This is a genomic window from Salinisphaera sp. T31B1, from assembly GCF_040361275.1.
GTDB lineage: Bacteria > Pseudomonadota > Gammaproteobacteria > Nevskiales > Salinisphaeraceae > Salinisphaera.
On record NZ_APNH01000001.1, the window covers coordinates 529809 to 543979 of the forward strand.

Genomic DNA, 14171 nt, shown 5'->3' on the forward strand with positions numbered 1-14171 from the left:
CTTTCGCGCCTGAACCCTGACGACCCGATCCCGCCATGCTCGACTGTATCGAACTCGAACCCGACCAGCCCGCCACCGCCAGCGTGATTTGGCTGCACGGCCTGGGCGCCGACGGCAACGACTTCGTGCCGATTGTCGACGAACTCGGGCTCGGCACCGATCATCGTGTGCGCTTCGTGTTCCCCAATGCCCCGGTCCGCCCGGTCACGGTCAACAACGGCATGCCGATGCGGGCCTGGTACGACATCAAGGGCATGGCGATCGCCGACAAGCAGGACGATACCGGCATCCGCGAAAGCGCCGGGCAGATCGAGGCACTGATCGCACGCGAGGCAGAACGCGGCGTGACCGCCGAACACGTGGTGCTGGCCGGCTTCTCGCAGGGCGGTGCCGTGGCGCTGCATACCGGACTGCGCCATGATCGGCCGCTGGCCGGTGTGATGGCGCTGTCGACCTATCTGCCGCTGGCCGAGACTCTGGAGGCCGAGGCCAGCCCGGCCAACCGCAACGTGTCGATCTTCATGGCTCACGGCAACGCCGATCCGGTCGTGCCGATCAGCCTCGGCCAGGCCAGTCGCGAGCGGCTCGAGACAGCCGGCTACGCAGTGGCCTGGCACGAATATCCCATGCAGCACCAGGTCTGTCTGCCGCAGATCGCCGAGATCGGCCGCTGGCTCAAGCAGCGGCTGGCCGATTGATCCGATGGTCGAGACACTGCAGCATCTGATTGCCCAGTACGGCTATTTCGCGGTCGCGATCGGCTGTTTTCTGGAAGGCGAGACGTCGATCCTGCTGGGCATTTTCGCTGCACATCGCGGCATTCTGGAACCCGAAGGCGTCTTCATCGCCGCCGTATGCGGCACGATGATCGGCGACAACATCTGTTTTCATGTCGGTCGCTACATGGGCCGGCCGGCGTTGGACAAGCGCCCCTCCTGGCGACCGAAGGTCGCGCGCGTGGAGCGTCTGATGGACCGTCATGGCGCACCGGTGATGATCGGTTTCCGGTTCCTCTACGGCCTGCGCTATGTCACCCCGTTCGTGTTCGGGTCATTGGGCATCTCGCCGCTGCGCTTTTTCCTGCTGGACGCGATCGGCACCCTGCTGTGGGCCGGCACGATCACACTGATCGGCGTGTACCTGGCGAGCGCCGTGCAGCGCGCGCTTGGCCATATACAGAGCGTCGAGCAGGGACTGGTGATCGTCGTCGTGTTGGCCGCGCTGCTGGGCTACGGCGTGTACTGGCTGCGCCGTCGCCGCCGGCGAGCGCAATCCACCGACATCGACCGCGGCTGAACGGGTCACGGAACCCGTGGACCCGGCCTCATCGCTTAGCGATCGATCGAATAAATGATATCGCCGCCGGTGGCCACGCCGCTCGACGAGGTTTCCAGCCGCCAGCGTGAAGACAGCGTATAGCGCATCGACAGTGTCGAGACCGGTTCGAACAGGCCGATGCCATAGCTGACATACAGCTTCGGCGACAAGTACTTGCCGACCGTGAACGCGGCCTGATCGCTGCCTTCCCCGGCCCCTGCGCCGATTCCGATTTCGTCCACGCCGAGGCGGTCGCCGACATCGTTGAGAATACGATTGCCGCGGCTGCTGCCCAGCGCCAGCGCCGCGCGTGCGACCAGGCTGGCCTGCTGACTGTTGGCACCATCCAGCGGCCGCCCCAGCAACAGCCAAGACAACTGCTGCGACTGGCTCATTCCGGGATCCGAGAACAGCGTCAGCGTCGGCTGACTGATCGGGCCCCGTACCTGTACGCCGACGGTGACATCCTCGTTGGGATAGCGCGCGGCCTTGATATCCAGCCCCGGCGAGCTTACCGGGCCGCCGGCAAACAGGATACGGCCCTCCTGAATGTCCAGGCTCTGGCCATAGGCGCGGTAGGCGCCATCGACGATCTGTATTTCGCCGCTGCCCGTCGGCGCTTCGCCCGGCTGCTGCACCACACGCAGATCGCCGGTCAGATTGGCCGTCAGCCCGAAGCCATCGATACGGACCTTGTCGCCGAGAATGACCTTCACATCGGCATGAATGGCACGAGAGACGGCCTCGGACGCCGGCTCGCTGCCGTTCGGCTCGACCACCACTTGGTCGCTGGACACCGTCGTCACGCCGGAGGCCGGTAGATCGCGCGGCGTGATCGCGGCCTCGGGAATCGTGACGCTGCCGCCCACGTCGATACGATCGGGCGTCACGGCCACTTTCAGATCGGGGCTGACATAGGCCACCGCATCGGGAATGTTGACCACCTGGAAGCGCTCACCCTGGATGGTGAGATCCACATCCTGGCCGTTGTCGTTGAGCGCGATGGCCCCGTTGGCGGTCAGCTGACCACCACCGGAGGTCGCCGCTGCGTCGATATCGATGGTATCGCCGCGACCGGTGGCCGCGACGCGCACTTTCGACAACACCAGGCCCGGGGTCACCAGCACGATGCGCGAGGCGTCGAGCGCCAGGTTACCCAGCACATTGGGCCGAGCCAGCGTACCGTCCAGACGCAGGTCGCCTTGTATCCCGCCGTTGATCTCATCGACCTCCGGCGAAAGCTTTTCCAGAACCGCCAGGCTGGTGACATCCAGCTTGACCTGGCCCGACAGCGCCCGTTCGGTCAACGGCTCGGCTCCGCCACCCACGCGCACGTCGGCCTGCAGGCCACCGGTTTCGGCCAACGGCAGATTCACCGATCCGTCCAGGCCGGCATCGTTCATGCTCAGCGCGATGCGGCCGGGTTCCATTGAGACCACGCGCACCACGCTCTCGTCGGGCTGGGTCATGTCGACATACCCGGCGCTGGTGGTCAGCGCGGCATTCACGACCGGGTTGCCGGCTGCCGGCAGACGCGCGTCGATCGTGCCCGAGATCGCGCCGGCGATATCCAGATTCTCTGGAAAGAACGGCTTGGCATAGTCGTAGGCGAACTCGTCGAGTTCGACATGAGCCACGCTGGCCCGGTCATCGTGCGAGCCGCGCAGACACACCCGCGAACCGCCCGAAGTCAGGCAGGCATTGTCGATCGATTGGGCGCTCGCCGAGACCCGCCCGGATGCAGGGGCGGCCAGTGTGAGCGGCGCCAGCTTTTCATAGGCGGCCGTCAGCCGGTTGAGCGTGAAGCGCCAGTTCATGCTCTGCTTGTTCAGGCCACCGTCGAGGGCGAGATCGGCCTTGGCGATATCGCTGTCGAGGCTCGCCGTGATCGCGTGTGCAGACGGCGTGCCGTTCATGGTCAACGCCACGTCGTCGATCGCCTGCCCGGCCGCCTCCACGCCGGCGATCTTGAGATCAACGTTCGAGCGCGTATTGCCCGACCAGTCGACCTTGGCATCCAGCGAGGCGCGGGAAACCTTGTTCTGCTCAAAGGCGATATCGTTCGCATCGAGCGTGGCATTGACGTTCGGCGCCGAGACGCGGCCCTTGACGGTGCCGCGGGTCGTCAGCCGGCCGGCCAGCGTCGGCCAGGCCGTGGACAGGTCGGTGGAGTCGATATCCCAGCGTCCGTCCAGTGCGGCATCCGGTGTCCAGCCGAACCGCCCCCCGATCTTGGCCGTGGTCGCGCCCGAGACGAGGGTGAAATCGTCGACCTGTACATGGTCCCCGAGATACTGCGCTTTCGCGTTCAGGCGCAGAGGCTGGCCACGCAGGCGACCGTTGGCCGTGAGTTTGTCGACGTCCGCTGTGAGCGTGTCGCCGTCCTGGCGCGCGCGCACATCGGCAAGCAGGCTGAAATCGCCCGGCACATCGGCCACGATCGCGCCCGGATTGATATGACTGCCTTCCAGATGGGCAGTCACATCCAGCGCCGGCGCCCAGCGTACCTGCGCCTGGCCGCTGATATCGCCGGGTCCGCCGCTGATGGACAGATTGGCGAGATCGAAGGCCTCCATCGTGCCGCTGCCGTCGAGACTCAGCTGGCCCTCGGTCTGACCGACGACCTGCCAGGCCAGCTCGGTCGCCAGCTTGTAGTCGGTCATCTCGCCGGTGAGCCGCACCTGCCCCTTGGCCGATCGGTAGGCCGGATCACCCTTGAGCGGCCATTGCAGCTTCGACCAGTCCACGGTCAGATCCATGGCGTTGCCCTGCGCGAGCGCCACCTGACCCTTGGCCGCTAGGCTGCCGGGCATGTCCGGGCTGGTCAGACTCAGCCGGTCCACGATGACCGCAGCCGGAGTGTAATGGATCAGCGCATCGACCGTGGCCTTGCCGTAGTCAGCACTGTCGGCATCCGCGGCCAGGGTGACCGCCAGATCGTCCACCGACCCTTTTGCGTCGACGGTCGTGGTGATCGCGGCGACGGGCAGGTCCTGGCGGATATTCTGGATACGTGTGTCGTCGAGCTTCACGGTGGCGTCGATCGTGGGCTTGTCCAGCGCGTTTTTGAGCTGGGCCTTGAGCGCCAGGTTGTACGGCGCTTGCACATTGGCCTGAATGCCCAGATCGGACAGATCGCCCTTGATTTCGGCGTCTGCCTTGATCGGCGCCAGGTCCGGCAGGCGCAGCGCCGCGTTCAGGTTGAGATTGGTGGCATAGCGCCCGCGCGGATCCAGCCGGGCACCGGCATCGATATCGAACATGGGCCCATGACCGGTCAACGATTCGATCTTCCAGTCCTCGCCGTCCAGGCGAGCATTGACCAGGCGAGCCGTATCGACGACGAACGGCTCGGCCTCGGGCGCGGTGATGGCGGATATATCGTCGAGCGCGACCCGGTCGATCTGGACGACCACCGGCAGGTCGATTGCATCCGGCAGGGAAAACGGCTCGCTCGGCTCGGGTTTGGGCGCGGGCTCGACCACCTTGGTGACGGTGTAGTCCACACCGCGCACGTCCAGATTCTTCACGTGCACGGTGCGAGAGAGCAGTTCGCTGGCCGTCCAGTCCAGGTCCACGGCATTCACCGACAGATCCATCGTATCGGTTTCAACCTTGACGCCCCGCACTGCCAGCGGCCCGATCAGGCGGCCCTCGACACTGGCGACCTCGATACCCGCCGGCAGCCGCGGCCCGATCTGGCTCCAGGCGAAATCCAGGCCGCTGCGCGTCGTGGCGACCCAGCCGATCAGGCCGAGCAGGACCAGGACAAGCAGGAGCAGGACCAGCAGGCTCCATTTGACGATACGCCAGATGCGCGAACGCTTGCGCCGAGTCGTGTGTTTACCGCCCTCGGGCTGTTGGGCCGGCGTGGCGCGTGGCTCGGAGTTGTCCGGCTGTTTACTCAAAGGTCGGGGCCAAGACTGAAATGGATACGGAAGTTGCTGTCCGGGTCATCCAGCGGGTGCGCCAGATCCAGTCGGATCATGCCCACCGGCGAGGCATAACGAAAACCGATGCCCACGCCGCGCTTGAAATCGAAGCTGCCGATATCGTTGGCGACATCGCCGGCATCGAAAAAGGCCGCCACCCCGAACTGCTTGTAGACGCGATAGTCGGTCTCGACACTGCCGACCGCCAGATACTGGCCGCCGATATCTTCGAGATCGTCGTTGGTGGGGCTGATCGACTGATACGAATAACCGCGCACCGTGCGATCGCCGCCGGTGAAAAAGCGCTGCGACGGCGGTAGCTTGTCGAAATCACTGACCTCGGTGGCACCGAACTGGCTGCGCAGCAGCAGGCGCGACCGTGAGGTCAGCGGCAATACGGCGTTACCCGACAGCTTGGCCTGGATGAAATCGGTACTGGAACCGAGCGTCTTGCTGGCCCCGTGAACGTCCAGCGACGCACTCACGCCCTTGCGTGTATCCAGGAGGTTGTCGGCCTTCTGAAGCGTGATCGTGTAGCCCGGGTAGAGCAGGGTCGACGTACGATTGCCGGCGCCGTCGCCGAGATCGTAGGTTTCCCGTTCGGCGTTGAAATAGGCCCGTTTACGCCCCAGCGACCAGCCGGTGTCGCGCACGACACCCAGGCCGTAGTTGATCGAGGTGATATCCCCGAACTCCTCGTTGGCCAACTTGGCGGTGAAGCTGAGCTTGTCCTGGGCGACGTTCTGGATCGGAATGTCGTAGGACGACTGCAGGCTCTGCTTGACCGCCGACAGCCGCAGATCGGTCGAGAACTGGTGGCCGCGCTTGTTGAGATGACGGAACTTCACGCCGGCACCCACGCGTGGCCCGGTATCGGTACCGTAGCCCCCAGACAGCTTGTAGCTCTGCGATTTGCTCGGCGCGGCCTTGACCGTCACCGGGATCTGCAGCCGGCCGACACTGACCAGCGGATCCTCCGGCGGGTACAGAATATCGAACAGCCAGTCGTCGATCGGAGCCTCGCGGTCAGCCTTGCCCCGCGGCGCGGAGATCTCGATCTCGTTGAAATAGTCGGTATCGCCCAGCAACAGCTGGAGATCCACCAGGCGCTCGGCGTTGAACGGCTGACCGGCGGAAAACGGCACGAAACGCTGGGCCAGATCGTCGTTGAGTACGTCCTGATCGAACGTGACATCGCCAAAGTAATAGCGTTCACCGGTGTCCATGACCAGATCTATCCGGGCGGTGTTGTCGCTCGGATTGACGCGGATCGCCGACTCGGTGAAATGCGCATCCAGATAACCGGCCTCGTAGGCGGCGTTGTAAAGCGCGGTCTTGGTAGCGGTGTAGTCAGCGTGAATGAGCCGCTTGCCCTTGGCCAGCCGGGTGGTTCGCAACGCTTCCTGGATATCGGACAGCTCGTCGCCGGGGCCGTTGACGCCCAGGGTGACTTCGGTGACCCGGGTGGCCGGGCCGTGCTTGATGGCGAACGTGGCGTGCCATGTCTTGCTGTCGCCTTCGGGCTCAACCAGATCGGTCTCGATCGTGGGGTTGTAGTAGCCGTAGGGCTCCAGCGCGGTCTTGATCTCGTTGGGCGCCAGCCGGTAGAGGCGACGGATCTGGCCCGCGGCCCATGGCTTTTCGTGCTTGTCAGCCACCGACAGCGACTTGCGGACGTTTTCGAGCAGGGGATCGTCCACACCACGGATACGCACGTTCACGGTATCGGCGATTGCCGGATGAATCAGCACGCAGACCAGAGCCAGCGGCAGGATGCGCCGGACCATCCGGCCGCGCGAAAGATGGCAATGCTGCTGTGTCACGTGGCCCGAAATACCCGCACGTTGTCTCTACCGTGCCGCGACAGACGCGGCAAACCCCTTCCGATCAATACCCTGGCCACGACCCGTGAGCCGCTCTGAACGCCAGATTATCGTAGTCGCCCCTGGGCCAGTGTACGCTGCGACCGGCCGTCCGGATGTCACGGGGCACCCTGTCGCGCCGAATCATCGAAATTGTCGATGGCGAGATCGATCTCATCCTCGGTGGCGACGATACCCAGCACCCGACGATAAAAGCTGCGCTCCGATTCGATCGCGGTCCGGATATTGGCCGCATCGCGAAAGCCGTGGCGTTCCTCGGCAAACGTAACATAGGCGACCGGCACACCTCGTTCGCGCAGGGCCGCGACCATGGTCTCGGCCTGGTCGGGTGGCACGACCCGGTCCTTGAGCCCCTGCAGGAACAACACCGGGCACGACAACCGATCGGCGTGAGCCAGCGGCGAGCGCTCGCTCAGCAAAGCCGGATCCGCGCCGATCAGACGGTCCAGATAGCGCGACTCGAACTTGTGGGTCGACGCCATCAGCCGGCGCAGATCGCCGATACCGTAGTAGCTGGCACCGGCGGCGGCCGCCTCGGTGAAGGTCAGCACGCACAGCACCGTGTAGCCGCCGGCGCTGCTGCCCGAGATGAGTACCCGCCCACCATCGATCTCGCCCTGTTCGGCAAGATATGCCGCGCCGTGGACACAGTCGGCGACATCGGCTACGCCCCATGCACCGTCCAGCCGGGCTCGATAGGCCCGTCCGTAACCGGTGCTACCGCGATAATTGACGTCCAGCAGCGCATAACCGCGCGATGTCCAGTACTGGATGCGCGCATCCAGGGCCGTGCTGGTGGCCCCGGTGGGCCCGCCATGACACTTGAGAATCAGCGGCGGTCGCTCGTCCGCCGGGCCGACCCATTCATCGTGGCTGGGCGGGTAGAACAGCCCGTGGGCGATCTCGCCGTCGCTGGTCGGCCAGCTCAGCGAACGCGGCTCGGACAGGCGGGCAACGTCGCTCAGGCCGTCGCCGGCCCGCAGAACCGTTGGGCAGCCGTCGGCGGCCACACGAACGATCGATTTGGGCGTGGCCGCATCGGCGGCGACCACGACCACATCCTCCTGCAGCACGTGCAGGTGCTCGAAGAAATCATGCGCGACCGGCCAGCGCGTGAACGTGCCGTCGTCGATGTCGACTTCGCCCAGTTCCCAACGCCCGTCACGGGTGAGCATGGCATAGAGCCGGCCCTGGGCAGTGAAGGCGTAGGTGCTCTGGCCGAACACCCACTGCGGTACACCGAACTCGCCGGCTTCATGGGTGAGTTGTTCGAACACCCGGTCATCGCTCACGGCGCTTGCCGGCGTCGGCACGGCCTCGCGATAGAGATTCCACCAGTCGTCCGCGTCGCAGACCACATACAGGCGTCCGTCCGGGTCGAATACAGGGGCGAACAGCGATACCGACGGTGCCCACAGCCGTACCGGCTCGCCGATCGTCCCGTCGGTATCGATCGACGCCTGCCAGAGCTCGGTAGCGTCCCAGGGCATGTCCGGATGCTGCCAGGCCAGCCATACCAGCCGATCGCCGGCCGGCGACAGCCGCGGACTGGCATAGAAATCATGCCCGCAGGCAATCGATCGACGGCGTCCGTCGGCCAGGGCTACGGTCTCGATGCTCGCTTGCGGCTGCCGATCGGCCTGCGGCGTTTCGGCCACCACAATCAAACGGTCATTGACCGGATCGACCTGCAGATCGGCAAACCGCGTGATGTCCCGGGTATCGGTGAGCGGGGTCGGCTCAGCGCCGGCCGCCCGCTGCCAGATCGCCTGATCGGCGGCATTGACGAACCACAGGGTGCCATCATGAACCGCGATCGCCGCGCCGCCGTATTCGTGTACGGCACTGCGTGCACTCAAGGGTGCGTCCAGCAGCGACTGCGCCTGGCCGTCATCACCCAGATACATCACGGTGTTGCGACCCGCCTCGTCGGGTCGGCTTTCGATCCAGTACAGGCGTGGCGGTGAACAGGCCGTATCGATACGCAGATCGGCCATGCGGCGCCCGGCCGCGGCCACGTGATCGGCCGTCACCGGCGACGGCCAGCTGCCGTGGGGAAGCGCTTGGGTCATGCGTTGTCGTCCGGGTCGATACGCCACTGCGCGTGGCGCTGGTGGATGGGCATGCCGGCAACGCCGAAACCACGCTCGTGGACGTCGACGGCGCCGTCATGATCCCGCGTGATGACAGTCGATGCACGCGTGCCGTAGGTTTCGCCCACGATGAACGGCGCCGACAAGAATCGTTCGCGCTCGGTGCCGATACCGGTGGTCGGGAGCTCGGCATCCGGAGCCGGTTCGGCATCGGCCAGCAGATCGAACAGGGCGCCGGCCTCGATCGGATCGTCGTCGAGCCGGGCCGACAGGCCGGCTTCGCTCCGATCGGTCTTGGGCCAGTGTTCGCCCCAATGACCGTTGGAAACGGCGTGCACACCGGGCCGCAGCCGGCGCTGTCTCACCGGCCCGCGGTTGGAGACGAACCATAGCGTATGCAGATCGCCGATCAACAGATTGAACGGCCCATAGGCGGGGCCTTCCGCGGACATACGGGCGGCCCAATCCGCCGCGCTATCGACACCGGCGAAATAGTCGCGCACCAGCCAGCCGCGCGACCGCAGCTCCGGGTTCGATGCGTCCGGCTCACGGACGTTGGTCACCGCCGCGAATCGGCCGCCGCGGCCCATGGCGCACCAGGCGCCGCCGGCACGGCGGTCGCGTCCGGCGAACAGGCCGTCCGGCTCCGACCACCAGTGTGCCGGCTCGGTGGGGCGGCCGTGGAACTCGTCGCGATTGGCCGCTACGACCAGCGCGTGACGCGGATGGCGATGCCAGGCGAATACGATCAGGCACATCGGCGACGCGGTTCGCTCGCTGCAGAATGCAATATCATGCGAGTCGTTTACTGCTCAAAGAAGACGGGGGACGCCCATCATGGAAGAAACAGGCCCGGCACGGCAAAAACACCGTATCGTAATCGTCGGGGGCGGGTTCGGCGGCCTGTTCGCCGCCCGCAAGCTCGGCGGCCGCGATTTCGATGTCACCCTGGTCGACAAGCGCAACTTCCATACCTTCCAGCCGCTGCTCTACCAGGTGGCGGTGGGCATGCTCACCACCGGGGATGTCTGTACCCCGCTGCGCGTGGCGCTTCGGCATCGGAAGAACGTGCGCACGCTGATGAGCACCGTCTACGATATCGATCCGGACCGTCGCCTGCTCTATCACGAGTCCGGCGAGCTCGGCTACGACACGCTGATCGTGGCGACCGGCGTCAAGCATGCCTATTTCGGCCACGACGAATGGGCCGGCGATGCGCCCGGGCTCAAGACCGTCGAGCACGCGTTGGCCATGCGTCGGCGGATATTCCTGGCCTTCGAAACCGCGGAAATGACCATCGACCCGGCCGAACGGACGGCCCTGCTGACGTTCGTGATCGTCGGCGCCGGGCCGACCGGCGTGGAACTGGCCGGCGCGATCGCCGAACTGGCGCATCGCACCATGGTCGAGGACTTCCGCCGCATCGACCCGCGCGAGGCGCGAATCGTGCTGCTCGAAGGCGCAGAACAGGTACTGCCGGTCTATCCGGCCAAGTTGGCGCGCAAGGCCGAGAACATGCTCTCGGAGCTGGGCGTGGAGATCGTCACCGATACCATGGCCTCGGCCATCGACGCGCAGGGCGTAACGGCCAAGGGGCCCGACGGCGAGCGCCGGATCGAAGCACGGACCGTGCTGTGGGCCGCCGGCGTACGCGCCTCCCGGTTCGGCGAGATCCTCGCCGAGCGCACCGACGCTGCGCGCGAACGCGGTGGCCGGCTGAAGGTCGGCGGTGACCTGTCGCTGCCGTCGCATCCGGATATCTTCGTGATCGGCGATCTGGCGGCGGTGACCGATCGCAAGGGCCAGACCGTACCCGGGCTGGCACCGGCCGCGATCCAGCAGGGCGAGTATCTGGCCAAGCAGCTCAAGCAGCGTGCCGCGGGCAAGACCGGGCGGGATTTCGCCTACAAGGACCAGGGCAGCATGGCCGTGATCGGGCGCAACCGTGCGGTCGGTCAACTACCCTGGATGTCGGTAGCCGGCTTCTCGGCCTGGCTGCTCTGGGTGGTCGTGCACATTTATGCCCTGATCGGCAGCGAACGCCGTCTTCGGGTAATGCTGCAGTGGGTATGGAAATATTTCACGCGTCGCACCGGCGACCGGTTGATCACCGGCCAGCCACCGAATACGCGCCGTATTCACGAACAGCATCAGCCGGCCGGACAGGCCAACTCGGGCGACGGTTGAACCCGGACGCGACACCCATCGCACGGCAACAATACGACAGCACGCACGTACGCCCCGGATATCGTCTTTACCGCGTGCCACGGCGACACGCGGTGGCTCGGAATTCAACGTGTCCGGCGACCACAGGCCGGGCGTCGTTGATCAGGCTTTTTCCGATGCCATGCCCAGTTCCTTGATCTTGCGGGTCAGCGTATTACGCCCCCAACCGAGCAGCCGGGCGGCCTCCTGGCGATGGCCGTCGGTCTGATCGAGCGCGGCCCGTATCATCACGCGTTCCAGGCTGGGAATGGCTTCGTCGAGCAGGTGATCGGCGCCTTCGGCCAGCCGCAGTTGCGCCCATCGGGCCAGCTCGGCGTCCCAGCTGTGGGCCGGCACACCCTCCGGCGGTGTCGATGTCGGCGACTCGGCGATGGCTGGAACCTGCTCGCCCACCGCGGCCACCGGGGCTTCGCCGGCTGCGGCCGGCAGGGCGCGATCGTCGCGCAGCTCGTGGGGCAGATCCTCGAGCACGACCTCGCGGCCCGGCGCCATCACCGTCAGCCACCGACACAGATTTTCCAGTTGCCGGACATTGCCGGCCCAGTCCAGTGCGGCCAGGAAACGGGCGGCCTGAGCGCTCAGAGTCTTGAGCTCCATCTGCAGCTCACGGGCCGCCCGGCCGAGAAAGAACTCCAGTAACAGCGGGATATCCTCGCGGCGCTCGCGTAGCGGCGGTACCCGTAGCCGAATGACGTTGAGCCGGTGGAACAGATCTTCCCGGAACCGGCCTTTCTTGACCTCGGCTTCCAGGTTCTGATTGGTCGCGGCGATGATGCGCACATCCACGGTCACCGGTGTGTGCCCGCCGACGCGATAGAACTGGCCGTCCTGGAGCACGCGCAGCAGACGCGTCTGCAGATCGGCCGGCATGTCGCCGATCTCGTCGAGAAACAGCGTGCCGCCGTGGGCTTGTTCGAAGCGTCCGCGGCGCTGGGCCGCTGCGCCGGTGAACGCGCCTTTCTCGTGGCCGAAGAACTCCGATTCCATCAGGTCCTTGGGAATCGCGGCCGTGTTGACAGCGATGAACGGGCGGGCGGCACGCGGACTGTGCTCGTGCAGCGCATGGGCAACCAGCTCCTTGCCGGTGCCGGATTCGCCGGTGATCAGGACCGTGATGTTCGATGCCGACAGCCGGCCGATCGCCCGGAAAACCTCCTGCATCGCGGGCGCTTCGCCGATGATGATCGACTCCTGGGTACGCGCCTGGCCGGTGCTGGGCTCTTCCTCGCGGGCCAGACGCGCCCCGCGCGTGATCAATTCGACGGCTTCGTCCAGATCGAAGGGTTTGGGCAGATACTCGAACGCACCACCGCGATACGACGATACCGCGCTGTCCAGATCCGAGTGCGCGGTCATGATGATGATCGGCAGGTCCGGACAGACCCCGCGTACGCGTTCGAGCAGATCCAGCCCGGAAATACCCGGCATGCGGATATCGGTGAGCAACACGTCGGGTACGTCGTCCTCGATCGCATCCAGCATTTCCGCGCCGCCAGGGAAGCTGCGCACGGCGATGGACGCATTCTTCAGGGCGCGTTCGAGTACCCAGCGGATGGATTCGTCGTCGTCGACGACCCAAGCGGTCAACTCAGCCATCGGGCGTCTCCAGAGGCAGAAATACGCTGAAAATCGTCTGCCCGGGTCGGCTTTCGCATTCGATGAGCCCCTGGTGCAGATGTATAAGGTATTGAGCGATCGGCAGGCCCATGCCGGTGCCCTCGGCACGCGAGCTGACCATCGGGTGGAATATCCGTGGCAACAGCTCGCGGGCGATGCCCGGGCCGTTGTCGATCACGTCGATGCGTACCACCAGCCGGTGCTGACTGCCGCCGATGGTGAACAGCCGCTGGGTGCGCGTACGCAACAGGATGTCGCCCGAATCGCCCAGCGCGGTCACCGCGTTGCCGACCAGATTGAACAGGGTCTGGATCATCTGTTCGCGATCGGCATGGATCTCGGGAATGCTGGGATCGTAGTCTCGCGCCAGCGATATGCCATCCGGCAGATCGGCACTGATCAGCGCGCGCACGTGCTCGAGCGGCTCGTGAATGTTCAACGGCTGCTTGTTCGGCGGCCGCCGTGGCCCGAGCATGCCGTCGACGAGATTCTGCAGCCGATCGGCCTCGCGGATGATGACCGTGGTGAACTCCTTGAGGCCGTCGTCGCCAATCTCCCGTTCGAGCAGCTGGGCGGCGCCGCGCAGCCCGCCCAGCGGGTTCTTGATCTCGTGCGCCAGCCCGCGAAGCATTTCGCGGTTGGCCAGATTCTGGACCCGCATCTGATCGTCGCGGGAAATACGCAGCTGGCGATCCAACGACAGGAACTCCAGTAGCAGGGCGGAGTCGCCGTTGCGATCAGTGAACGGCGTGACCGTGCAGTCCACGATCATTGGATCACCGCCACCGGCCCGCAGATGCAGCTCGCGCTCGGTGAAGGCCGCGCCGTCGGCCAGCGCACCGGTGAGCTTGTGCCGGTGATCGACGAGATAAGGCAATGCCTTGTCGAAGGGTTCGCGACCGCAGTGGCGCGCCGAGACGCCGAACAGCATTTCACTGGCGGTATTCAGATAGGTCACCCGAAGTTCGGCATCCAGACAGACCACCGCCGTCTTCAGGTTGTCGAGAATGGTGTCCGGGCGGACGCCGGTGCTGTCGCGGGGACTCATGTAGGGTGCAAAAGCAAGAGTTGGGCCAGTGTCGAGTCATCTACACTAGCCGACA

9 protein-coding genes are annotated in these 14171 nt (G+C 65.5%); 3 read left to right on the plus strand and 6 right to left on the minus strand.

Features of this window, described 5'->3' with window-relative positions:
• Nucleotides 1-35 precede the first annotated feature (35 nt).
• Both T31B1_RS02420 and T31B1_RS02425 read left to right on the plus strand, forming a co-directional pair.
• The gene (locus T31B1_RS02420; protein WP_353247866.1) at nucleotides 36-698 is read left to right on the plus strand and encodes an alpha/beta hydrolase; all 663 of its coding nucleotides are present in this window, start codon (nucleotides 36-38) and stop codon (nucleotides 696-698) included.
• A 4-nt stretch (nucleotides 699-702) separates the two neighbouring features.
• Nucleotides 703-1296, plus strand: a complete 594-nt coding sequence (locus tag T31B1_RS02425; protein WP_353247867.1) for a DedA family protein — start codon at nucleotides 703-705, stop codon at nucleotides 1294-1296.
• A 35-nt stretch (nucleotides 1297-1331) separates the two neighbouring features.
• Here T31B1_RS02425 and T31B1_RS02430 read toward each other — a convergent pair whose 3' ends face one another.
• The 4 genes from T31B1_RS02430 to T31B1_RS02445 all read right to left on the minus strand — a co-directional run bounded on the left by T31B1_RS02430 (nucleotide 1332) and on the right by T31B1_RS02445 (nucleotide 9983).
• Entirely contained in the window at nucleotides 1332-5225 is a 3894-nt protein-coding gene (locus T31B1_RS02430; protein ID WP_353247868.1) for a translocation/assembly module TamB domain-containing protein, read from the minus strand.
• A complete protein-coding gene (locus T31B1_RS02435; protein WP_353247869.1) occupies nucleotides 5222-7036 on the minus strand; it encodes an autotransporter assembly complex protein TamA in 1815 nt (604 codons plus the stop codon). The genes T31B1_RS02430 and T31B1_RS02435 overlap by 4 nt, the downstream gene beginning before the upstream one ends.
• Nucleotides 7037-7230: 194 nt before the next feature.
• Nucleotides 7231-9204 carry a S9 family peptidase gene (locus T31B1_RS02440; protein ID WP_353247870.1) on the minus strand — a complete coding sequence of 658 codons (1974 nt, stop codon included), beginning with the start codon at nucleotides 9202-9204 and terminating at the stop codon, nucleotides 7231-7233.
• A complete protein-coding gene (locus tag T31B1_RS02445; protein WP_353247871.1) occupies nucleotides 9201-9983 on the minus strand; it encodes an NRDE family protein in 783 nt (260 codons plus the stop codon). Before T31B1_RS02445 ends, T31B1_RS02440 begins: the two co-directional genes overlap by 4 nt.
• 79 nt (nucleotides 9984-10062) lie before the next feature.
• Between T31B1_RS02445 and T31B1_RS02450 the strand changes: the two genes are divergently transcribed.
• Entirely contained in the window at nucleotides 10063-11412 is a 1350-nt protein-coding gene (locus T31B1_RS02450) for an NAD(P)/FAD-dependent oxidoreductase (RefSeq protein WP_353247872.1), read from the plus strand.
• A 141-nt stretch (nucleotides 11413-11553) separates the two neighbouring features.
• On the opposite strand, the gene glnG is transcribed toward T31B1_RS02450, so the two are convergent.
• Together glnG and glnL are read right to left on the minus strand one after the other, a co-directional pair.
• Nucleotides 11554-13047 (minus strand): nitrogen regulation protein NR(I), encoded by a 1494-nt coding sequence (glnG, locus tag T31B1_RS02455; protein WP_353247873.1) that lies wholly within the window; start codon nucleotides 13045-13047, stop codon nucleotides 11554-11556.
• Nucleotides 13040-14116: a nitrogen regulation protein NR(II) gene (gene glnL, locus T31B1_RS02460; protein WP_353247874.1), complete on the minus strand. Its 1077-nt coding sequence runs from the start codon at nucleotides 14114-14116 to the stop codon at nucleotides 13040-13042. The genes glnG and glnL overlap by 8 nt, the downstream gene beginning before the upstream one ends.
• Nucleotides 14117-14171: the final 55 nt, after the last annotated feature.

What these genes read in the sequence shown, in the direction of transcription:
- T31B1_RS02435 (WP_353247869.1), bottom strand. Translation starts at nt 7,036, where the DNA reads ATGGTCCGGCGCATCCTGCCGCTGGCTCTGGTCTGCGTGCTGATTCAT.
- T31B1_RS02420 (WP_353247866.1), top strand. Translation starts at nt 36, where the DNA reads ATGCTCGACTGTATCGAACTCGAACCCGACCAGCCCGCCACCGCCAGC.
- glnL (WP_353247874.1), bottom strand. Translation starts at nt 14,116, where the DNA reads ATGAGTCCCCGCGACAGCACCGGCGTCCGCCCGGACACCATTCTCGAC.
- T31B1_RS02445 (WP_353247871.1), bottom strand. Translation starts at nt 9,983, where the DNA reads ATGTGCCTGATCGTATTCGCCTGGCATCGCCATCCGCGTCACGCGCTG.
- glnG (WP_353247873.1), bottom strand. Translation starts at nt 13,047, where the DNA reads ATGGCTGAGTTGACCGCTTGGGTCGTCGACGACGACGAATCCATCCGC.
- T31B1_RS02440 (WP_353247870.1), bottom strand. Translation starts at nt 9,204, where the DNA reads ATGACCCAAGCGCTTCCCCACGGCAGCTGGCCGTCGCCGGTGACGGCC.
- T31B1_RS02425 (WP_353247867.1), top strand. Translation starts at nt 703, where the DNA reads ATGGTCGAGACACTGCAGCATCTGATTGCCCAGTACGGCTATTTCGCG.
- T31B1_RS02450 (WP_353247872.1), top strand. Translation starts at nt 10,063, where the DNA reads ATGGAAGAAACAGGCCCGGCACGGCAAAAACACCGTATCGTAATCGTC.